The following is a 23,334-nucleotide window of genomic DNA, read 5'->3' as shown; positions in this document are numbered from 1 at the left end:
TGAGCTTGATGGCGTCGTCGCTTGCCTGACACGACGAGGTTGCGGGGTGCGCCTACGCTGGAGGTAGCGCTACGGACGCGATGCGCAGTAGTGATGAGGAGAGGAAGCCATACATCGGCACGCCGATAATCGATCAGCCGGCCGCCTTCGGCAAGTCGGCGGCGCGAACGGCCCGCAGCACTTCCCGAAAAACGTCATCGAACGGCGGCAGTTGGTTCATCTGGTGCGCGAGGCGGGCAGTCCAGAGTCGCCGCAGACGATCTTCCTTGGCGGCGATTGCCTGCTCCATGCCTGCGACGACGCGCTGCCGCAGCGCCAACTTGGCATCGAGTTCGACGCGCATTTCCGCTACGCGCAAGTCCGTAGAACCGAACAGATACCAGAGGTCGTACAAGTCGCGCGGTTCATTGCGCGCCCGGTCGCTCAATGCCAGCAGCTTTTCAACCACGATTTCCTTGATGGCATAGACCTTCAAGGTTGGCCCTTCGGGTAAATCGTCAAAGCTATCGTAGATGCGATGAATCGGGCGATCTTGCAGCGGGAAGCACAGGACTTCGGTGATCGTGATATCAACCTTCACGTCGTTTGCAGCGGGCAGTGGCCCCTGGTAGCGCAGATAAAACGTGTGGCTGTTCTGGTGGCTGTGGCGGTCTTCGCGGTCGAATGCGATCCGCAAGCCGCACGCAGCCTCAACCGCCGCAAAGATTTCGGCTAACCCTGCCAGAATATCTTCGAGGGTGATCGGACGGGTTAGCGTGAAGTCCAGGTCTTCCGAAAACCGATAGTCCTCGAACCAGCAACGTCGCAGGGCCGTGCCACCTTTGAAGGCCAGCACCTCGCGCAACGGATGACCGGCCAGACCGGTCAGGAACCAAGCCAGCACGTAATCGCGTTCGATGACGGCCTCGGGAATGCGCCGGCCGCCGGCGCTCATCAATGTGTTCGAGATCAGGGAGATATTGCGTTGTGGAATCATTAGCCAAGCCTTACGGTATCGAGTTCTTCGGGAGTCACGTTGAGCTGGAGCCGCCAACGTGAGAGAAAAGCCCCCTCGGAGGGAAGCAGTGGATCAAGGCGCTGGTACGTTGCCGTCAGCATGCCGAGCAATGGTTCCAGCGCCAACACATCGGCCAGGCCATAGTGTTCCAGCAGGTAGCCGAGGCGGCGCACGACGGCGCCGACGCCGAGGCGTTGTGCGTAGTCCACCAGCCGTTCGATTTTCAGTACGTCCCGCTTCATCCATAAGCCCTTGGCGACTTCGGTAATGCCACCGACAAATGCCGGGTGTCGAAGCCCGTCGATGATCGTGCGCTCCATGTCGCTGATCATCACGAAGCGCTCTTTGTCGATCCAGTGCTTCACGACCCCGAATTCTTGTTCCGCAGTGATGTGGACAAACCGGAAGTCATAGCCACCGACCGTCTGCGGACGCACGCGCCGCGTACATGACACATACACGGTGAAGTTCGGCTGCGTCACCATGCGGTGCAGTTCAAGCGCGGTGCCGTGCGACAGGAAGTAGGGCGCGGCACCGGCGAGTTCACGCGCGATCAGGTACGGGCTGTCGATGTGCTCAGTGGCCCGGCCGAGTTCGAAGGGGACGAGGTTGTACAAACCGGGCTTCAGTCGCGTCACCAAGCCTCGCTGCTGAGCCTTGTGCACAAGATTGCGGGCCGCCGCAGCCGACAGGCCGGTGATCGAACCGACATCCGCCAGCGTGAACGTAGACCGGCGCAGTTCATTCAGCTCAGTGAAGAGTTGCGCTGCCCGTGGGCCTAGCGTCTTTGTTTGCAAGTGATATTTTACGCTCAATTTGCGCCCCTAAAGGAAACGTAATGCGCAGTAAATATAACACTAACGATATCTAGCGGCAAGCTTGTTTCCCCCTGGGAGACGAATTCAGCGTAAAATGTAACAGTAAAAATTCAATCGTGAAAGTCGCCATGGGCCGCGCCAAGAAGAGAGTTGTTGGCGCAGGCATGCGTTTGACCTTGGGTTTCATGGGTTGGAATACGCTCGATGTATAGCGTTTGGTAATGAGAAATCGTTGCTTTATACTTGTCCTTGAGTGGAAAAACGTAGGATGCAATGACTCCGATGGGCTTCCAGACCCCCTCGATAGTTGATGATTGATGTGGAAGAGTAGTCGCCGCACAAACCGAGTGCATCTCCCGCGCCAGTCAAAGCGTTTGTTTTTTGACGGTAAATATGACGGTAAATTAGATGTCCCATACAGAGAAAGCCTGTATTCATGCGGGTTTGTAGGCCTTGGAAACAATTGAGTGGGAATGATCAAACGTCTGCCATCAGCAGGCATCTGATGGCAGCAAAACACCCGTAAGCCCGCGTCACTGCGGGCTTTTTTGTTTTTTGGTCTGGCATTGGCTGGCATCTTCAAGCACCGGCAAGTACGCGTTTTTTATGGTGTAGCGGATGCTACGGTCTCATTCTTCCGCGCCATTGGTTCAGCGGGTGTCGGTGCCGATAGGCATGTGGCGGCCTTGATCTGCTGAATTCATCGCGGCCGATTTGCTATGAACGGCTGTGCGGGGGAGGGGGAGGGGCTGCTTAGCTAGGCGTTGATGTGATTTATCGGATTTGCGCGTAAAACCCCGGCCTTCAGAGGCTGTCGCAAAAGGGTTTTCAGTCTGCATCATTACCCCAACCGCCCGTAACGTCGTTCCTGCGCGCTTTTGGCAGGAATCCAGCGGCGTTCGTGGTTAACTGAAAATGCCAGAAATTGTGGCATTTTCAGTGTAAAAAACGACACTAGGTTCCCGCCAAAAGCACGCGGGAATGACGAGGTATACGGTGTTTCAGGTGTAAAAAAAGCGTCCATCAGGCTTTTGCGACAGCCTCTTCAGAGGCTGTCGCAAAAGGGTATTGAGTCGGTATCATTACCCCCAACTGGTGGCCACGTCATTCCTGCGCGCTTTTGGCAGGAACCTAGCGGCGTTCGTGCTTAACTGAAAATGCCAGATATGATCGTGTTTTCAGCGCTGAAAACGACACTGGGTTCCCGCCAAAAGCATGCGGGAATGACGAGGTTGCGGCACGCGGGAATGACGAGGTATACGGTGTTTCAGGTGTTAAAAAGCATCCATCAGGCTTTTGCGACGATCCATTAAGTTGTTTGATTGTCTGGACTTAGGGGGCCACTTTACCCGCACGATATGCGGCTTGGACAGCTGGCACCAAGGAGGGATGCAGAGTGCCAAGCTTGGGTATCTGGCCATGTGGCGCTGCGGGCGGTACAGAGAAGCAATCGGTGGTATAGGGCAGGTCGATGGCCTGCTTTACATCGAACTTGGTGTCGTAGCTTAGCCCAGCCGTTTCGTAAGCGGCAGGATTGCGTACACGCAATATCGAGAATTCGCCACTGTGAAGTGTCGTGGTGCGCTGGCTGGTGCCGTAAGCGACTTGGACGTGGAATTGCGGCGCATCATCGTCGAAAACCGCGAGGATCAGGGCTGGTCGCGGCTTCGGGCGCGGGTTGATGTTGTCCGGAAAGTGACACCAGACAATCTCTCCGGCGGTAGGCTCTGCCCACCATACGGGCGTCATGGGGTCTCAGTGTCAAACAGGCTGGAACGCACCGAACGCTTGCTGCCTTGTGGTACGCGTTTTTTGATTTGGCGCACTTGGGTAGCTGTTAGCGGGCCATCGTCGGCTTCGTACTGAGGTAGTAGCTTGACGGCGAGATCATGCAACGCCCTGTGGATTGTCTGGGTTTCATCGACGCCCAATTGCTCGGCTAAGCGCTTGGCTGTTTCGCGTGTAATACCGGTGGCGCTGTCGGTAGTGCGGTAGCGAAATGCTATCTGATTGGCAATGGTGCGTGTGGTCATGGAATTCTCTCTTCTTCAAGATATCTTTAAGATATCCAAATGTTCGTGGCTTGTCAAATATTTGAGTCGGAAAGGTCCGTAGACGGGCAAATTCCGTGTAGCGCACGCGGCGTGCCGCCGTCGGGCTCGCGGGCGTTGCCCCATGCATCGTGTCGAGTCATGGCCATGCGGCTTTGATTCCTGACGCCTCCGGCCGTCTCTTCGTTCCTGGCCTGCGCGCGGCGTGTACACCACCCCGCTTGCGCTTACGATGTGGCCGGCCATCGAGGACACATTGATTTGCCATAGCTAGTTTCCTTTTGCTGGCGGGTGATTGTTGAAGGATTGTTAATGCGCTCAGGGGTGCTTTATTTGTTTTTGTCGCTGCTCAGTGGGCGCTTGGATGCTCGGCGATGAACTGACGCAGTGCAGTGTCAATGCGAGTCTGCCAGCCTTCGCCAGCCGACTTGAAATGCTCGACGACCTCATGTGATAGCCGGATATTTATGCGTTCTTTCGGGAACTCAGCACGCGGGCGGCCACGAGGCTTGAGCATGTTTTTGGCGACTTGTTCACCAAAAATTGTTGGTAGCACCTCGCTGGCTGGACCTGCCTTGGCGAAATCCTCCGCCGTCCATTCAGGGTTTTCGTCTTCCACTAGTTCAGGGTTGGGCTTTTTGCTCATGCTGTTTCACCTCTCGGTTGTTCGCCTTGCGCAGGCTGATGACGTGTACCTTGCCAGCGCGAGGCGTGAACACTACGGCGTGGAGCCGGCCACCGATCAATCCAAGTACTCGCTACCGGCGCTCGCCATAGTCCTTGCGATCATCCTCTTTGATCACCGCTTCAGTCCAATCAAGCTGCCCAGCCAGCGAGAACGATAAGCCGCGCTCACGTTCGTTGCGTTCACTCTTGGCAGGGTCAAAGCTGATGTCCATATGATTTATTGTACTCACAAAAATCATGCCGTCAAGTGTTACTTGTATAGGTATGTGGCGGCCTTGATCTGCTGAATCCATCGCGGCCGATTTGCTGGTCAGCGCTGTCTGTCTCAGACAATCTGCACGTGGAGGCGCTTGCCGAGTACGTTTGCTGCAGCCTCGATTTGCTCCAACTTTGAAGCGTGCCTCAAGTCAAATAAACGATCAACTTGTGGCATATGCCAAGCCAAACGGCGGGCCAGTTCTGCCTTCTTGATCCCCTGATCGGTCATCGCCTGGTACACGCCCAACTTGGCGCATTCCAAGGCCGATGGACGTACGGTTTTTTGTCCGGTTGCCGGCTGACTGACGACCGGTAGCGGTTTGCGAGCATCGATATAGAAGGACAAGCCGGTTTCCAGCGCATCGATTGCGTTCAGCAGGGCTTCATCCTCGTCAGCACCGAAGGTGATGGCTTCGGGTACGTCGGCAAATGTGACCAGCAGGCTGCCATCATCGGGGGTCAAGGTCACGGGGTAGTCGAACATCATTTTCTCCTTCACTTCACAAGCCAAGCTGTCGTTTGATTGCGGCTTCCAGCCCCTTACCAAGCTCGGTGGTACCGTGCATGGGGAGGGAAGACTGCTTGCCGTTCAGAAACACCTTCAAATGTGAGCCTTTACCGGGCTGGAAAGTCGCGCCCTGTTGCTCTAGCCATTTCTTCATCTGCTTGGAGTTCATCCGGTGAAGCTTAACAGAAGTGTTGTGTTTGTCAAACGGAATGCAACACTTATGTTATTTTTCGCGTTGCCGTAGCGTCATGCCAGACATTCAAGAGCAAGAAACGTCCGCGAAAAACTCAACATGGTATTTTTCATTCCCCGAATTTTTTCATCAAAAATCTGACTAGGGTTTGAAACCCCGGCCTTCAGAGGCTGTCGCAAAAGGGTAGTGAGTCGGTATCATTACCCCAACTGGTGGCCACGTCATTCCTGCGCGCTTTTGGCAGGAACCCAGCGGCGTTCGTGCTTAACTGAAAATGCCAGAGATGATCGTGTTTTCAGCGCTGAAAACGACACTGGGTTCCCGCCAAAAGCATGCGGGAATGACGAGGCTGCGGCATGCGGGAATGACGAGGCTTCGGCATGCGGGAATGACGAGACTGTGGCATGCGGGAATGACGAGGCTGCAGCATGCGGGAATGACGAGGTATGCGGTGTTTCAGGTGTAAAAAGCGTCCATCAGGCTTTTGCGACAGCCTCTTTTGGCCGGTGAGCGACGAAGGAGCAACACGATGGGAGGGGGTGCAAGCCCCTTCCAGAGTCTTTTCCATCGTCGCTTGCGACGATCCATTAAGTTGTTTCAGGGCTGTTACCAACGCATTTGCAAACCGAAAGACACTTCGCTGGCATGCCGCACATGGCTTTGGCCGCCGACACCCAGTTCCTTGACATGGGCATACAAATTGGCGTTCGGGTTAAGTTGCAGTTGCACACCGGCACCCAGTTCCATCGAGGTGTAGCTGGTCGTGTTGTGGATGTCGGTTATGTTGCTGTCGCTGATGAAACGCGTTACGCCGGAACCTTGGTGACCCTTATAAAAGTTCATGCTCAGATCCGGTGTCAGCTTGCCGCCGGCAGTCTCGAAGTTGCCGATCAAATGCATACCGAGGCGTGCCGTGACACCACCATTTTCCAATTGCTGTACCGTGCTGCCAGAGATTTTCACATCATCGAAATTGAAGCGTTGGTAAATCAATTGCAATTCCGGTTGCCACTTCCAATTACTGCTCAAAGCGAAGGCTTGGCCGATTTCCAGCGAAGCGCTCAGGCTGCGCGCTTTGCCGCTATCGGGGGCACTGGCATTCGGCGTTGCTGTAAAGTCATACCGGCCGGCTTGCAGTATCAGATCGACATACTGCTCTGCCGGCGTGGTGTAAGTGGCATACGCACCGAGGAAATCCGCCCGCTGGGTATTGCTGCCGACGCCACCTTGGGTGCCACCGGCAAAGCCGCTGTCGCTGGCGCTGCCATCGAGACGGCCAGCGTATAAGCCGCTGCGTACCGAGTGGTTGGCATACAGATCAGTCCCGGCCTGGAAGCCGCTGATTTGCCCGCTGCTGGCGGCTTGCGCATCGCCCGCTTGGGCCAGACTGAAATTGCTGCTCAAGATACGTCCCCAGGCATGCAGCGATTCCTTGCTTTGATCGAGCGAGCGCAGCTGGGAACTGGCCGGGCCGTTGCGCAGATTGTAATTGCCCAACAGCGTCACGTCAGATTGCGACATTTGCGACGGCACGGCTGCCAACATCGGCACTTCCAAGCGGTAGGCAACGGTTGAACCGGAGCCGGAGCCCGAACCCGAACCCGAACCCGAGCCCGAGCCCGAGCCATTCGCAACCTGGCTACGCAAGTACCAATTCTCACCGGCACCGGTGGCGTCGCCAGCATACAAACGGTATTGGTAGGCACCGATATCGAGATGGGTATCTTTCGCTTTCACGCTTTGTGTCGAGACGGTGTTGCCGCTGCGGCTGACGGTGGCGCTGGAGCCGTCAAGCAGGAAGGCATCTTTCGATGTTTGTGCTGTCGTGGTCGCGCCATTTTGAGCCGAGATCAGTTTGATGCCGTCACCGGTGGTCAGGGTGCCGAGCGCGCTCGGGCCACCCAGATTGACCACCTGTATCCGAGTTTGCCCTCTGGCGCTGGCGTTCGGGCCACTCAGTACCAGCATATCCGTCACCGGCGTGGCCGCAAAATCGCTGGCCAGCCGCAGTACCCCACCGGTGCCGGTGTAAGCACCGGTGATGGTCAGGGCCGTGCCGGGTGCGGCACCGACCAGTGAAACGGTACCGCTGTTGCTCAGTGCAGACAAGCTTTGATTGTAGCCGGCCAGATTGAGGATGCCGCTGCCGGACACAGTGTGTGCCGACGCCGCACTCAAGCTGTTGATGGCACCAGCCTGCAAAGTACCGCCGGTAACGCTGGTTGGGCCGGTATAAGTATTGCTGCCGCTCAGCACTTGAATGCCGCTGCCAACTTTACTCAGACCCGTATTGCCATTGCCATCTTGTATAGCCCCAGCAAAATTGCCGTTCGCATTATTGCTGCCGGTAGTCAGCACCACGGCGCTGTTGCTGCTGCTATTGCTGATGGTGCCGCCAGTCCCTGCAAGCGTACCGATAGCTTGGTGGTTGCCGCACAAATCGAGCGTGCTGCCGCTCGCCATGCTGACGCTGGAACCCGTGCCCAAGGCATTGCTGGCGCAGGTTTGCAGGGTGCCGCCGGCGATCGTGGTGGCACCGCTGTAGGTATTGCTGGCGCTGAGGGTTTGCACACCGCTGCCGATCTTCGTGAGGGCCAGTGGGCTGCTGCCATCTTGCAAGATGCCGCCGAACACCGTCGAGCTGTTATCGCCACCGAGCGTCAAGGCTGCCGCCGCCGCACCGTTGTTGGTGACGGTGCCGCCCGTGCCAGCCAAGGAGGCGACGGCTTGGTCAAAGCCGCCCAGATCGAGAATCGCGCTGCTGCTGATGCGCATGGCCGAGTTGCCAGAGAAGGCATTCGCCACCGCCGCCGCCAGCGTACCACCACGCAGGGTGGTGAGGCCGCTGTAAGTGTTGTTGCCGCTTAAGGTTTGCGTGCCCGTGCCGGTTTTGTTCAAACCGGTGCTGCTCAAACCATCGACGATGTTGCCGGCAAAAGTAGTGCTGGCATTGTTGCCGCCGGTATTGAGCGTGGCCGCTACCGTGCCGTTATTGGTGACGCTACCGCCAGCCCCGGCCAAGCCGCCGATGGCTTGGTCAAAACCACCGAGATCGAGCGTGGCACCGCTGCTGATGCTGACGGCCGATTGCGTGCCGAAGGCATTCGCCGCGCCACCGGCCAAGGTGCCGCCAATCACGCTGGTGGCACCGCTGTAGGTATTGTTACCACTCAGAATTTGCGTGCCGCTGCCAGTTTTCGTCAAGCCGGTGCTGCTCGCCCCATCGCGGATGCTGCCGGCAAAATTGGTGTTAGCGTTATTGCCACCGGTACTCAGCACGGCTGCGGCGCTGCCGTTGTTGGTAATGGTGCCGGCCGGGCCAGACAGCGAAGCCACAGCTTGGTTGAAGCCGCCCAAATCGAGCGTCGCATCCATGCCGATAGTTAATGCTGATTTTTGACTGAGGGCATTGGCTGCGCCGGCTGCCAGGGTGCCGCCACTGAGGCTGGTGGCACCGCTGTAAGTGTTGCTGCCGCTGAGTGTTTGCGTGCCGCTGCCGGTCTTGGTCAAGGCCGTGCTGCTGACGCCATCCTGTATCGTGCCAGCAAACGTGCTGCTGCTATTGTCGCCGCCGGTAGACAGGGCCGCCGTGCTGGCACCGCTATTGGTAACGGTGCCGCCGCTGCCGGCCAAGGAACCGATGGCTTGGTTAAAGCCGCCCAAGTTCAGCGTGGCACCGCTGCCTACACTGACTGCCGAGTTGTTACCCAAGGCATTGACCACCCCGGCTGCCAGCGTGCCGCCAGTGACGGTGGTTGCGCCAGAGTAGGTGTTGGCACCAGACAGGGTTTGTGTGCCGCTGCCAACTTTGACCAAACCGGTAGCGGAAACGCCGTCTTCGAGTATACCGGCAAAGTTGCTGCTGGTATTGTTGCCACCCGTGCTCAGTACTGCGGCCGTTTTGCCATCATTGGTGACCGTGCCGTTGCCGGCCAGGGAACCGATGGCTTGGTTGAAACCGCCCAGGTCCAGCGTGCCATTGCTGGCGATGGTGAGCGCCGAGTTCTTGCCCAAGACATCCACCGCACCACCTGCCAACGTCCCGGCGTTGATCGTGGTGGCACCGGTGTAGGTATTCTTGCCCGACAAAGTTTGCGTGCCGTCGCCGTTTTTAGTTAAACCGGTCGTGGCCAAGCCATCGGTGATGTTGCCGCCGAAGCTAGTGGTCGCGTCGTTGCCACCGGTAGACAGAATCGCGGCCGTGCTACCGTTATTCGTGACCGTGCCACCGGTGCCAGACAGCGAGCCGACAGTTTGATTATGTCCGCCCAGATCGAGTGTGCCGGGGCTGCTGATGGTGAGGGCCGAATTATTGCCGAAGGCATTGTCGCTACCGCCGGCCAGCGTACCGTTGCTGATGTTGGTCGCGCCGGAGTAGCTGTTATTCCCCGACAATACCGTGGTGCCGCTGCCGATCTGGTTGACGGAACCCGTGCCGCTGATGGCATTGTTCACCGCCAAGCTGTCGCTGCGATCAAACGTCAGGCTGCCATTGTTATTGACGTTGCCAGTACCGAGCGTGCCGGTAGTGCCACCGCTGCCAACCTGCAAGTTACCGCTGTCGATATGCGTGCCACCCGAATAGGTATTGTCACCGTTCAATACCGTATTGCCACCGGCAGTGTTCGACACATTCACCGTCACGGGGCCAGGGCCAGGGTTATCAATGATTTTAGCATTGATGGTCAATACCGAGGTCGGGCTGGCATTGATCAAATTCAGGGCCGACGGGCCGCTGTTGCCAGCGGTAACGAAGCCTTCATTCGGAGTTTGCCCTATCGTCAGCGACTGGCCACTGGCACCGATGGCAATATTGCCATTGGCATTAGGCACATCGCCACCGACCACCAAGATATCGTTCGGTGAATTTTGGTTCATGGCGATCACGGCCGGGCCGCTGTCGGCAATCATCAACAGCGATTGTATCGTCGTGTTGGCACCGCCGAGCGAATTGGAGGGATTGCCGGGGGGGGTAGGCGGCGTGCCGTTGGCGATCACCACATCCGCATTTTTAGCTGGAATTTCAGGGATGATGGTGGTGCCGCTGGCAGGGTTGGTGTACACAGTTTGTTGCGCCGCGCTGAGTGCCACCACATAATTCACTCCGCCGATATTTTGAATCGAGGCGAAGGCATTGCCATTCCACAGCGAACCGTCGCCCAACTCGGTTTGTGCATCATTGAGGCCGGCACTGCTGCTGGTGATGAAGCGTGCGCCGCCGCCAATACCGGTGCCGCCGATGAAGTTGAGTGCGCCGGTGGTGGTGATGGCCCCAAGATTGAGGGCGATATTGCCGGCCCCATTTTGTACCAATTGCACGTCACCTGTGCCGCCATTGATGCCATTCAATGTTTGCACCACTCCACTCTGGCCGGTCGTCGCTTTGATTTCCAAGGTGCCGCCGTCGAGTAGCACACTCGAACTGCTGGAGAGGATGTTGCTGCTCGCTGCCGCTGGCGCAGAAAAATCGAGTAACAAAATACCACCGTTGATGGTAGTCAGGCCGCTGTAGGTATTGTTGGCCGAGAGTGTCAGCGTGCCGCTGCCGGTTTTCGTCAAGCCGGTGGCAGACTTGCCATCTTGAATCAAGCCGGCGAAAGCTGTGCTGGCGTTATTGGCACCGGTAGTTAAGCTCGCTGCGGCACTGCCGCTGTTGGTGACCGTGCCGGCGCTGCCGCTCAGCGAGCCTATGCTTTGATTGCTACCGAGTAAATCCAGGCTGGCACCGCTGCTGATCGTCAAGGCCGATTTTTCACTCAGGGCATTGGCTGCCCCAGTGGCCAGCGTACCACTGTTGATACTGGTGGCACCGCTGTAAGTGTTGCTGCCGCTCAGTGTTTGCGTGCCGCTGCCGACTTTAATCAGAGCGACGCTGCCGCTGCCATCGACGATACTGCCAGCAAAATTACCGCTGGCATTATTGCTGCCCACGCTCAGTACGGCAGCGTTACCTTGGTTGCTCACGGTGCCGGCACTACCCGACAAGGCAGCGATGGCTTGATTGAAACCACCGAGCTCGAGCTTCGTGCCGTCACTCAAGCCAACCGTCGAGGCTTGACTCAAGGCATTCGCTGCCGCCGCCGCCAAGGTGCCGCCGCTGACCAAGGTCGTGCCGCTGTACGTGCTGCTGCCAGAGAGTGTCAGTATGCCATCGCCGATCTTGGTGAGGGCAGTGCTGCTGATGCCGTCTTGTATCGTGCCGGCAAAGGTGCTGTTGCTATGATTGCTACCGCTGGTGAGAACGGCAGCGTTGGCACCGCTGTTGGTGACGGTGCCGCCAACACCCGCCAGCGAACCGATGCCTTGATCATAGCCGCGCAGATCGAGGCTCGCGCCGACGGCAAGGCGGAGCGCAGTCTTATTCCCCAGCACATTGCTGTCGCCAGCGGCGAGGGTGCCGCCGTTGATGCTGGTGCTGCCGCTATAGGTATTGATGCCCGACAGAGTTTGCGTACCCGTGCCAGTTTTGTTGATGCCGGTCGTGCCGGTACCATCTTCGATCATGCCGCCAAAGACACTGCTGGCGTTGCTGCCACCCATAGTCAAAACAGCCGCAGCACCATGGTTAGTTACCGTGCCGGCGCTGCCGGCCAAGGCCGCAACGCTTTGCTGGTAGCCACCAAGATCGAGCGTGGTACCGGCCGCCATCGCTACCGTCGAGTTGGCACTCAAGGCATTGGCCGCACCGGCCAGCAGGGTACCGCCGGCCAAGGTGGTGATACCGCTGTAGGTATTGATGCCAGACAAGGTTTGCGTGCCACTGCCAACTTTCGCCAAGCTCGTCGCCGCAGTGCCATCTTGGATGTTGCCGGCAAATGTCGTGCTGGCAGCGTTGCCACCGGCCGTCAAATTGGCCGCCTTACTGCCGCTGTTGGTCACCGTGCCGCCGACGCCAGCCAAGGCGGCGACGCTTTGATCAAAGCCGCCAAGGTCGAGTGTAGTGCCACCGCTGAGGCTGACGGCCGAGTTGTTGGAGAAGGCATTGGCAACACCGGCAGCGAGCGTGCCACCAGTGATGCTCGTGGCACCGCTGTAGGTATTGGCCGCCGCCAGGGTTTGCGTACCCGTACCGGTTTTGCTGAGGGCGATGCTGCCTATGTCATCGGCAATCACGCCGGCAAACACCGTACTGGCATTATTGCCGCCGGTCGTGAGCGTGCCTGCTTGGCTATTGCTGTTCGTTACAGCGCCAGCAATACCCGCCAGTGAACCGACGCTTTGATTGGTGCCGAGTAAATCAAGCCGTGCGCCGCTGTCCACCGTCAGTGCGGAGTTTTTACCCAGCACATTGGCAGCGCCGGCGGCCAAGACGCCGCTGCTGAGCGTGGTCGCGCCGCTATAGGTATTGGCACCAGACAAGGTCAAGGTGCCGGTGCCGGTTTTTGTCAGGCCCGTGCTGCTGGCCCCATCGACGATGTTACCGGCAAAGCGGCTGTCGGCATTATTACTGCCGGTGCGGAGAGCCGCCGCGCTGGCACCGCTGTTGGTCACCGTGCCGGCGCTGCCGATCAAGGCACCGACGGCTTGATTAAAACCACCGAGATCGAGCGTGGCGCCGCTGCTGATGCTGACGGCCGAATCGCTGCCGAAGGCATTGCTGGCCCCGCCAGCCAAAGTGCCGGCGCTGATCGTGGTGGCACCGGTATAGGTGTTGCTGGCCCCCAAAGTGGTCGTGCCGCTGCCGACTTGGTTCAGGGCACCGCTGCCGCTGATGCTGCCATTCACGCTCAAGGCATTGCTGCGGTTGAAAACCAGCTTGCTATTATTGGTGATCGCGCCGCTACCGAGCGTACCGCTGGTGGCAGCACTACCGCCGCTACCCACTTGCAAGGTGCCGGAATCGATATTTGTGCCGCCGCTGTAGCTATTGTTACCGGCCAGTATAGTGGTGCCGGCGGCAGTATTCGATACATTCAGTGCTACCGCACCGGCACCGGCGTTATCGACGATGGCGGAATTAACCGTCATCACCGCAGTTGGGCTGGCATTCGTCAGCGCTATACTCGAAGCACCGCTGCTGCCGGCGCTGAGCAAGCCTTCGTTGGCCGTTTGTCCTATCGTCAGCGATTGTGCCGCTTGGCCAATCGCAATCGTGCCATTCTGGCTGTTCGCGACATTGCTGCCAACCACCAGCGTGTCATTGGCCGAATTATGATTCATGGCAATTACGGCCGGGCCTGTATTCGACAACATCAACATCGATTGCAAGATCGTGGTCGGTGCCTCCAGATAATTCGGCATCACCGTGCCACTGCTGTTGGCAATCGTGACCAAGGCGTTTTGCGCTGGAATATTCGGCACCACAATCGTGCCATTGGCGGTATTGGTATAGATCACTTGTTGCGAGCCTACCAGTTGCACCACATAGTTCACGCCACCAAGCGTTTGTATCGACGCGAAGCTGTCACCATTCCACAGCGAGCCGCCAGCCAATTGGGTTTGTGCATTATTGATGCCGGCGCTGCTGCTGGTGATGAAGCGCGCACCGCTGGCCACACCGGTGGCACCGAGGAAGTTGATGCCGCCCTGGTTATTGAGTGCACCGAGGCTGACAGCGATGTCAGTCGCGCCATTTTGGATCAACTGCACGGCGCCGGAACCACCACTGGTGCTCTTGAAACCTTGCACTATGCCGCTTTGGCCAGTCGTTCCTTTCACTACCAAGGTGCCACCTTCAAGCACCAAATCCGACGAGGATGACAGGATATTGCTGGCCACCGCACCGGGTGCAGAATAATCGAGCAGCAAAGTGCCGGCATTGACGGTCGTTGCACCCGTGTAAGTGCTGCCACCACTGAGCGTTTGTGTGCCGCTGCCGTTTTTAGTCAAAGCGGTGGGCGCATTACCATCTTTGATCACACCGGCGAAGCTGGTGCTGGCATTGTTGCCACCCGTGCTCAAGGTCGCCGCGGTCTTGGCGCTATTAGTCACCGTACCGCCGCTGCCAGACAGCGAGGCAATGGTTTGATCGAAGCCACCCAGTTCCAGCGCTCCGTTTGTATTGATGGTCAAGGCTGATTTGCTGGAGAGAGCATTGGCCGCCGCCGCAGCCAATGTGCCGCCGTTGATCGTGGTGGCACCGCTGTAAGTGTTTTCGCCGCTCAGCGTTTGTGTACCGACACCGATTTTTGTCACAGCCGTAGTGGCTGCACCATCAACAATCTTACCGGCAAAATTCGTGCTGCCATCTTTGCCACCGGTAGTCAGGGTGGCATTGGCGCTGCCGCTGTTGGTAACGGTACTGGTCGCGGTGCCGCCATCAAGCGAACCGATCGCTTGGTCATAGCCATGCAAATCGAGGCTGGCATCGGCCGCGATACTGACGGCCGAGTTATTGCCTAAGCTATTGATCGCCCCAGCTGCCAAAGTACCGCCACTGATCGTGGTCGCGCCGCTGTAGGTGTTGGCACCGGACAAGGTTAAGCTGCCGCTGCCGGTTTTGGTGATACCGCTCGCACTGGCACCATCTTGGATAATGCCGCCGAAGCTGCTGCTGGTATTGCTGCTGCCGGTAACGATCGCCGCACTGGTTTCACCGCTGTTGGTAATCGTGCCGCCGGTGCCCGAGAGCGAACCGACAGCTTGGTTATAGCCGCCCAGATCAAGCGTCGCCCCGCTGGCAATACTGAGTGCCGAGTTAGTCCCTATCACATTGGCCGCATCGGCCGCCAAAATACCAGCAAGAATTTTAGTACTGCCGCTGTAGCTATTGGGCGTACCAAGAATTTGCTTGCCGCTGCCGACTTTGGCCAGCGCGGTGGCAGAAGTGCCATCGATGATATCGCCGCCAAAGCTCCCGTCGGCATTGCCACCACCCAAGGTCAGCAAAGCAACTTGGGTGCCGGAATTGGTGACCGTACCAACGTTGCCATTCAAAGCACCGATGCTTTGATCAAAACCGGCCAGATCGAGACTGGCCTGGCTGCCGCCCATGGTGACTGCCGAGTTGCGCCCGAAGGCATTGACGGCACCAGCCGTCAGCGTGCCATCGTTGACCTTGGTGGCACCGGTGTAGGTGTTGCTGTTGCTTAAAATTTGTACCCCATCCCCAGTCTTAGTCAACCCAGTGCTGGCAGCGCCATCTTGGATCATACCGGCAAAGCTGCTGCTCGTATTATTGCCACCAGTACTGAGGGTGGCAGCCGCACTGCCGGAATTGGTGACCGTACCGACGCCGGCCAGAGCACCGATGCTTTGGTTGAAGCCGCCCAGATCAAGGCTGGCACCGCTGCTGATGCTCACCGCCGATTTATCCGACCATGCATTGGCAGCGCCGCCAGCCAAAATACCGCCACTGATCGTGGTCGCACCGGTGTAGGTATTGGTGCCAGACAGCGTTTGTGTACCCGTACCGGTTTTGGTCAGCGCCGTGGTACTGACACCATCCTGAATATTCCCGCCGAAATTGCTGTTGGCATTTTTGCCGCCCGTTGTCATGGTCGCGTTCGCTTCGCCACTGTTAGTCACCGTGCCAGCGGTACCGGCCAGTGAGCCGAGCGCTTGATCATAGCCACCCAAATCGAGGGTCGTAGCGCTGCTCAAACTGACGGCCGAATTCACACCAAAGGCATTCACCGCCGCTGCCGCCAAAGTGCCGCCGCTGATCGTCGTGGCACCGGTATACGTATTGCTGGCACCCAGGGTTTGCTTGCCGCTGCCGGTTTTTGTCAGGGCCGTAGCGGCCGTACCATCTTTGATCAAGCCAGAAAAACTGCTGCTGGCATTATTGCCGCCGGTTATCAGCGCCGCGGCTGCCGCACCGTTATTGGTCACCGTGCCGGCCGTACCAGCCAGCGAACCGATGGCTTGATTAAAACCACCGAGATCGAGGATGGCGCTGCTGCTGGCTATGCTGACGGCAGAATTATTGCCGAAGGCATTCGCCGCCCCCGCCACCAAGCTACCTTCGCTGAGTGTGGTGGCACCGGTGTAGCTATTGCTGCCAGACAGAGTTTGCGTGCCAGTGCCGATTTTCGTCAGCGCCGTGGCGCTGCTGCCATCGACAATGTTACCGGCAAAATTGCTATTGGCATTATGCGCACCGGTAATCAGCGCCGCTGCTACCGCACCATTATTCGTCACCTTACCGCCAGCCCCAGCCAGCGAACCGACCCCTTGATCAAAACCGCCCAAATCGAGCGTCGCACCGCTGCTGATGCTGACGTCCGAGTTATTGCCGTAGGCATTCGCTGTGCCACCGACCAGCGTACCGCCGTTGACCGTGGTGGCACCGGTGTAAGTATTATTGGCGTTGAGCGTCAAGCTACCGCTGCCGAGTTTATTCAAGCCGGTGGTATCGTTACCATCTTGTATGATGCCAGCAAAACTGCTGCTGCTATTATTGGCACCAGTACTGAGGATAGCCGGGGCGGCACCACTGTTACTGACCGTGCCGCCGCTGCCAGACAAAGCCCCGATAGCCTGGTTGAAACCACCGAGATCGAGCATGGCACCGCTGCCAACGCTGACGGCAGAATTCGTGCCGAAGGCATTCGCTGCGCCACCGACCAGCGTGCCACCGTTGACCGTGGTGGCACCGGTATAGCTATTGGCGGCGGCCAGAGTCAAAGTACCATCGCCGACTTTCGTCAAGGCAGTGGCAGACGCGCCATCTTGGATGGTGCCGGCAAAGCTGGTGCTGGTATTGTCGCCACCAGCCGTCAAGGCCGCCGCCGTAGCACCGCTGTTGGTAAGCGTGCCGCCCGTACCGGCCAAAGAACCGACGGTTTGGTTAAAGCCGGCTAAATCGAGCTTGGCACCCGTGCTGATGCTCAAGGCCGAGTTCGTGCCCAAGGCATTGGCCACCCCAGCCGTGAGTGTGCCGGCGCTGATCTTGGTGGCACCGGTATAGGTGTTATTCCCGCTCAAAGTCGTGTTGCCACTGCCGCTCTGCATGAGGCTGCCAAGTCCGCTGATATTATTGCTTACAGTCATGGCATTGCTGCGATTGAAGCTCACCGTGCCGCCGTTGCCAACGTCGCCGCTACCCAAGCTGCCAGTGGTGCCACCGCTACCGATTTGCAAGATGCCGCCATCGATCACGGTGCCACCAGTGTAAGTATTATTGCCACCCAAGATAGTCATGCCATTGGCCGCATTCGATACACTCAGCGCCACCGCTCCGGCACCGGCATTGTCGGCGATGCGTGAATTGACCGTTAATACCGAAGTCGGGCTGGCATTGAGTAAGTTGACGGTGGAAGCGCCGGCGTTACCGGCCGTGAGCGTGCCCTCATTCGCCGTTTGCCCTACCGTTAAGGATTGCGCCGCCTCGGCGAGAGCAATACTGCCATCGAGGCTATTGGCGACATTACTGCCAAGCACCAAGGTATCGTTGGGCGTATTGTGGTTCATGGCGATGGTGGCCGCACCGGTGCTGGAATCCATTAACAGCGATTGCAGAGTCGTTGTACTGGCAGCCAAATAGTTAGGCATGACGACACCGCTGCTATTCTTGATCGTGACGATGGCATTTTGTGCCGCAATATTCGGCACGGCGATGCTACCGTTAGCCGTATTGGTAAAGATGTTTTGTTGCGGTGTCGTCAGTGCCACCACATAATTGATGCCACCCGAAGTTTGAATAGACGCAAAGCTGTCGCCATTCCACAGCGAGCCGCCGGCCAACTGGGTTTGTCCATTGTTGGCACCGGCACTGCTGCTGGTAATGAAGCGCGCGCCGCTGGCCACGCCGGTAGCGCCGAGGAAATTCAGGCCGCCTTTGCTGGTGATGATGCCGATATTGACATCAATGTCGGTGGCCCCATTTTGTATCAACTGCACCGCACCGGCAGCGCCGTTAAGGCTTTGGAATGATTGCACCAAGCCATTTTGACCAGTCCTGCCTTTCACCGCCAAGGTACCGCCACCAAGTGATAATTTCGAGCTGGCGGCAATGATATTACTGGCCACGGCACCGGGTGCCGAATAGTCGAGCAACAAGGTGCCGCCATTCACCGTGGTCGAGCCGCTGTAGGTATTGGCATTTGTCAGAGTTTGGGTGCCGGTACCGGTCTTGAGCAAGCCAGTAGCCGACACGCCATCCTGAATGATGCCGCCAAAGCTGGTGTTGCTGTTGTCGCTACCGGTAAACAGACGCGCCGACCTGGCCCCGCTGTTGGTCACCGTGCCGGCTGTGCCTGACAGGGAAGCGATGTTTTGATTGAAGCCAACCAAGTCCAAAGTGCTACCGCTGGCCATGCTCAGTGCCGAATTGGCCGACAGGGCATTCACGGCACCGGCTGCCAAGGTGCCGCCGCTCAAGGTGGTGGCACCGCTGTAGGTATTGATGCCGGCCATGGTTTGCGTGCCGCTGCCAGACTTGGTCAAGGCAGTTTTAGCGCTGCCATCCTGTATCGCGCCGGCGAAACTGGCACTGGTATTATCGCCGCCAGTATTGAGCGTCGCCGCCGCCGTGCCCTTGTTGGTAACGATGCCACCGGCCCCCGCCAAGCTGCCTACGGTTTGGTTGAAGCCATGCAAATCGATCGTGGTATCGATGGCCATGTTGACGGCCGAATTATTGCCGAAGGCATTCACCACACCGGCCGAAAAGCTGCCGTCTTTGAGCGTGGTTGCACCGGTATAGGTATTGACGCCACCGAGTCGGGTGTCGCCGCTGCCGCTGTGGGTCAGGGTGCCGCTGCCGGAAATCGGGTTGTTAAAAATGCTGTCGTCGCTGCGGCTCAAGATTAAGGTGCCGTTATTGACGACAGCACCTTTGTCACCTAGCGTCCCACTGGTGCCGCCATTGCCGACTTGCAGCGTGCCTGCCGTGATCGTGGTCGTGCCGGCAGTGCTAACAGTGCCGTTAGCGTAAGTATTATTGCCACTGAGAATAAGCGTTCCAGTACCAACTTTGTTAACAGAAAAGATTGATCGTCCACCGGTAATGGTGCCAGCGTAAGCGGTGTTGGTGTTGTCGCCGCCGATGGTCAGCACAGACGGGCTATTGAAGGCGTCGCTGTGCACGACACCACCAGTGCCGGCCAGAGAACCAAGACTTTGATTCGTGCCGAACAATTCAATGGTCGCGCCGCTGCTAAGGGTGAACGCCGAATTTTTACCAAGAACATTGCTTACCCCTGCTTGTAAGATCCCACTGAGGACGTTGGTCGGGCCGGTAAAGTCGTTATTGCTGTTACCTATATAAATCGTGCCCGCGCCGTTCTGTGTCATGCTGCCGCTGCCGGTGATCAGCTGACTAAGGGTAATATAATTGGGATTTTTGAAAACCAGTGCGCTGTTATTGATGATGGTGCCAGTACCAATTGTGGCAGATCCATTCGGCACGTTAGCGCCTATTTGCAGTGTTCCTGAGGTGATTGTGGTCGGTCCACTGTATTGGTTATCAGAGCCGAGTATCAGTGTGCCGCTGCCGATCTTGGTCAGCGCCAGCCCGCTCCCTCCATCCTGGATGTGGCCGTTAAACAACGTGGAAGTATTGTTGCTTCCCGTTATCAGTGTTGCCGCCGTATTGGTATTGACATAGCCGCTGCCTTCGAGCGAGCCTATGCTTTGATTCTTGCCATTCAAATACAACGTCCCCAACACGGTAACGGCTGAATTGGTGCCGAGAACGTTGTCGGCACCGGCAACGAGGGCGGTCTCGACAGTGGTGGTGCCGGTATAGGTGTTGGCACCGGTAAGAGTAGTGGTGCCGCCGGTTTTCTGTATCAGGTTGCCGGTACCGATGATCGCATTGCTGAGCGTAAACGCGTCGCCGCGGGCAATCGTCAGTGTGCCATTGTTGATAATCGGGCCGGTATTGGTTCCGAGACTGCCGGTGTAGCTGCCCGTACCTATTTGCAAGGTACCCGCCGCAATCGTGGTGCTGCCGCTGTAAGTATTGGCACCGCTCAAAATTTGCGTGCCACTACCGGTTTTCACCAAGGACACAGGCGCAGCAATATCTTTAATGATGCCGGCAAAAGTACTCGAACTGTTGTCGCCGCCGGTGGTCAGCGTCGCAGCCTTGGCAACCGTCGTGCCGACCGTGCCAGCCCCCGACAAAGAACCGATGGCCTGATCCTTGCCACCCAAATCGAGCAAGGTGTTATTCGTCAAGCTGACGGCAGAATTGACACCGAAAGCATTCGCCACGGCCGCCTTGAGCACGCCGCCACTGATGGTCGTGGCACCGGTATAGGTATTGACGCCAGCCAAGGTCATCGTGCCGCCGCCAGCCTTGGTCAGCGACAAACTGGTCTTGCTACCATTGGCAGGGTTGCTGCCATCAATCATCGTGCCACCGAAGCTGCTGTCATTGTTATCACCGCCGGTGGTCAACACGGCATTATTGGCACCGTTATTGGTGATAATGCCCAGACTGCCCGACAAGGCGGCCAGGGTTTGATTGAAACCACCAAGATCGAGGATGGCCGAGGGCGATAAAAACTGTATCGCTGAAGTCGGGCTGAAAGCATTGGCAATGCCGGCGCGTATGCTGCCGTTGCTGATGATGGTATTGCCGGTATAAGTATTGTTACCATTCATGATCAGCGCACCGCTGCCATTTTGATTCAGCGAGCCGGAACCACTGATGGTGCCGGTCAGGTTGACCGTGTCGCTGCGCTTTAAAACCAGATTGGCATAGTTGAGGACATTGCCGCTGCCGAGGCTGCCAGTGGTGCCGCCGTTGCCGACTTGCACGGTGCCGACATTGCTGGCCCCGACCATGCTGCTGCCGCCGATAATGGTGCCGCCCGTGTAAGTGTTATCGCCGGCCAGTATCGTCGTGCCGTTGGCGAGGTTGGCAATGCCGACAGAAACCGGGCCGCTCGCATTTTTAATCGCGGCATTGATCGTCATCGTTGCCGTGGGGCTGGCATTGATCAGATTGAGGATTCCGCCGCTGCCTGCGCCGGCCGTCAGCACACCTTGATTCGGCGTTTGGCCGATAGTCAGCGATTGTCCTGTCGTGGTAATGGCAATGGCACCGTTTTGGCTGTACCCGGTGTTACTAGCGCCTACGGACAGTGTGTCGTTGGCCGAATTCGTGTTGAGGGCGATCACGGTGGGCGCGGTCGTGGCACTGCTGAGTATCGATTGGACGAAGGCCGATGCGGCACCAAGGATGACCGGGCCACCGGCACCGGTGGGATTTTGCAGATTAATGATGACATTTTGCCCCGGCTTACTCGGTATCGCACCGGCACCGGCGCTGCCGCCTGGTGTCACCAGTGTTTGAGCTGCAGCAAGAGGGACGACATAATTTGCGATACCCAATTTTTGAATGGATGCAAAATTACTGCCATTCCATAAAGCGCCACCTGCGAGTTGAGTCTGGCCATCGTTGGCACCGGCACTGCTGAGTGTGACAATGCGCGCACCAGGGGTCGTGCCCGTCGCTCCGACAAAATTCGTGATGACGTTTGGAAGCAAACTCTGAATAAAGACATTCATGTTGGCGCTGGGGTTGGCGATGAGCTGAAATGTGCCACCGTAACCACTCTCTGTCACCATGGATTGAAAACTCTGTGCGCTGCTGCCATTAAGCACTTCGAGAGGGCCTCCCTTCACAATAAAGGAAGAGCCGACATTATCCATGAAGAATCCGGTACCCCAAGTAGTCATATCGCTTCTCACTCCTTTCGGAGCGGTAAAATCGAACAGAATATTGCCGTTTTTAAGAAAGAATTGGTTGCCAGGGTAACCATATACCTGAGAAATCGAACTCAAGTTCATGGTAAGGGTACCGCTGCCGGCTTGGACCAGGTTGCCGCCTACTAAGAGTCTGTCCATCGTCACATCATTACTATGATTGAAGATCAGTGTGCCACGATTAAGAATGACGCTGCCGCCGCCGCCGCCGCCAAGGGCGTTTCTGGACACGTCACCGAGCGTCCCGGTCGTGCCGCCATTGCCAATCTGCAAGGTGCCGCTTTTAATTTGAACCGGTCCTGCGAAAGTATTGGTAGCGGTCAAGGTCAACGTGCCATTGTTCCGCATATCCACGTTAAGCCCGGCGAGGCCGGTGCCGTTGTTGCTGCTGCTGGTGCCGGTGCCGCTGAGTTCACTGCTGATGGTGAGGTTGCCTGAATTGGAAATAATGCTGCTACTGTCTCCGCCTACATTTTGTAACTGTAACTGCCCGCCGGTGATGAGAGTGGGATAGGGTGCTGTGAGAGTCAAATTTTTTAATTTGATCGTGCCGGTTACCGTGATGGTCTTGCCTAATGAACCCGCGAGCCCGGGAAAATTGGCATCATAGCCGACGCCATTGTTAGCCGTATTATCCCAAGGCACCAACGTGGTACCGCTGAGCCAAATCGGTGTCGTGGTATCCCAAGGCCCGCCGCGCGTAGTCCAATTAACGGTGATCGACGTAGCCGGTGCACTGATAAACAGTAAAGCTAATAGCCCCACACTGCGTAGCTGTAAATTGGCCAGGCGCGGTGTCTTCAGGCTGCGCACCGTGCGCCGGCCCTTGCCTTGCGATTTACAATTTTCAGCCACCGCCACCAAGGATGCAGTGAGTTTGTTCCAGATTAAGCGAAAGATGTGGTTCATGATTTTTCCAGTTCGGTGGCGGAGTGGTCGTTATCGGAGAGAGTGCAAGCCGGGCAGTATTGCGGCTTCAAGAGCAGAGGAAGTTTGCTGGAAAAGCGCTGCTGTTTTGCGCCCTCAAGCAGCATGGCAAGCGGCTCGGCGTAGTAGCGTTTTTTCGCTGCATCAGCGTGGTGGAATGGGCCAGGTTTCATAAGTGCTTTCGCGTCCTTGCGCAAATTTTTTGAATCATTCTTGACGGAAATTTCTGCTTGGAAAAGAGACGAAAATCTCACTACTTTTTACTCAAGCTTGTTTGTATTAAAGATGCAACT

The 23,334-nt window shown here is 57.4% G+C and carries 10 protein-coding genes; all 10 read right to left on the bottom strand.

Annotated elements, in window-relative coordinates:
- Positions 1 to 133 precede the first annotated feature (133 nt).
- Positions 134 to 976 carry a nucleotidyl transferase AbiEii/AbiGii toxin family protein gene (locus RHM61_RS17675; RefSeq protein ID WP_322248629.1) on the bottom strand — a complete coding sequence of 281 codons (843 nt, stop codon included), beginning with the start codon at positions 974 to 976 and terminating at the stop codon, positions 134 to 136.
- A complete protein-coding gene (locus RHM61_RS17670; RefSeq protein ID WP_322248628.1) occupies positions 976 to 1,794 on the bottom strand; it encodes a type IV toxin-antitoxin system AbiEi family antitoxin domain-containing protein in 819 nt (272 codons plus the stop codon). Before RHM61_RS17670 ends, RHM61_RS17675 begins: the two co-directional genes overlap by 1 nt.
- Before the next feature lie 1,353 nt (positions 1,795 to 3,147).
- Positions 3,148 to 3,564 carry a hypothetical protein gene (locus RHM61_RS17665; RefSeq protein WP_322248627.1) on the bottom strand — a complete coding sequence of 139 codons (417 nt, stop codon included), beginning with the start codon at positions 3,562 to 3,564 and terminating at the stop codon, positions 3,148 to 3,150.
- On the bottom strand, positions 3,561 to 3,848 hold the full coding sequence (locus tag RHM61_RS17660) for a hypothetical protein (RefSeq protein WP_322248626.1): 288 nt from the start codon (positions 3,846 to 3,848) through the stop codon (positions 3,561 to 3,563). The genes RHM61_RS17665 and RHM61_RS17660 overlap by 4 nt, the downstream gene beginning before the upstream one ends.
- Positions 3,849 to 4,215: 367 nt before the next feature.
- Positions 4,216 to 4,512, bottom strand: a complete 297-nt coding sequence (locus RHM61_RS17655) for a BrnA antitoxin family protein (protein WP_322248625.1) — start codon at positions 4,510 to 4,512, stop codon at positions 4,216 to 4,218.
- Positions 4,513 to 4,624: 112 nt separating this feature from the next.
- Positions 4,625 to 4,846, bottom strand: coding sequence for a hypothetical protein (locus tag RHM61_RS17650; protein WP_322248624.1), 222 nt, complete (start codon positions 4,844 to 4,846; stop codon positions 4,625 to 4,627).
- Positions 4,847 to 4,878: 32 nt separating this feature from the next.
- On the bottom strand, positions 4,879 to 5,295 hold the full coding sequence (locus RHM61_RS17645) for a type II toxin-antitoxin system HicB family antitoxin (RefSeq protein WP_322248623.1): 417 nt from the start codon (positions 5,293 to 5,295) through the stop codon (positions 4,879 to 4,881).
- Between the two features lie 16 nt (positions 5,296 to 5,311).
- Positions 5,312 to 5,488: a type II toxin-antitoxin system HicA family toxin gene (locus RHM61_RS17640; protein WP_322248622.1), complete on the bottom strand. Its 177-nt coding sequence runs from the start codon at positions 5,486 to 5,488 to the stop codon at positions 5,312 to 5,314.
- Between the two features lie 630 nt (positions 5,489 to 6,118).
- On the bottom strand, positions 6,119 to 23,023 hold the full coding sequence (locus RHM61_RS17635) for an autotransporter-associated beta strand repeat-containing protein (RefSeq protein ID WP_322248621.1): 16,905 nt from the start codon (positions 23,021 to 23,023) through the stop codon (positions 6,119 to 6,121).
- Complete coding sequence (locus RHM61_RS17630; protein ID WP_322248620.1) at positions 23,020 to 23,295, bottom strand: hypothetical protein; 276 nt, start codon at positions 23,293 to 23,295, stop codon at positions 23,020 to 23,022. The genes RHM61_RS17635 and RHM61_RS17630 overlap by 4 nt, the downstream gene beginning before the upstream one ends.
- Positions 23,296 to 23,334: the final 39 nt, after the last annotated feature.

The organism is Undibacterium sp. CCC3.4 (assembly GCF_034347425.1).
Taxonomy (GTDB): domain Bacteria; phylum Pseudomonadota; class Gammaproteobacteria; order Burkholderiales; family Burkholderiaceae_D; genus Undibacterium.
This window is presented reverse-complemented; position numbering and strand designations above follow the sequence as displayed.

Coding starts and splice junctions, on each gene's coding strand:
- RHM61_RS17675 (WP_322248629.1), bottom strand. CDS start 976: ATGATTCCACAACGCAATATCTCCCTGATCTCGAACACATTGATGAGC.
- RHM61_RS17665 (WP_322248627.1), bottom strand. CDS start 3,564: ATGACGCCCGTATGGTGGGCAGAGCCTACCGCCGGAGAGATTGTCTGG.
- RHM61_RS17660 (WP_322248626.1), bottom strand. CDS start 3,848: ATGACCACACGCACCATTGCCAATCAGATAGCATTTCGCTACCGCACT.
- RHM61_RS17655 (WP_322248625.1), bottom strand. CDS start 4,512: ATGAGCAAAAAGCCCAACCCTGAACTAGTGGAAGACGAAAACCCTGAA.
- RHM61_RS17650 (WP_322248624.1), bottom strand. CDS start 4,846: ATGGATTCAGCAGATCAAGGCCGCCACATACCTATACAAGTAACACTT.
- RHM61_RS17645 (WP_322248623.1), bottom strand. CDS start 5,295: ATGTTCGACTACCCCGTGACCTTGACCCCCGATGATGGCAGCCTGCTG.
- RHM61_RS17640 (WP_322248622.1), bottom strand. CDS start 5,488: ATGAACTCCAAGCAGATGAAGAAATGGCTAGAGCAACAGGGCGCGACT.
- RHM61_RS17635 (WP_322248621.1), bottom strand. CDS start 23,023: ATGAACCACATCTTTCGCTTAATCTGGAACAAACTCACTGCATCCTTG.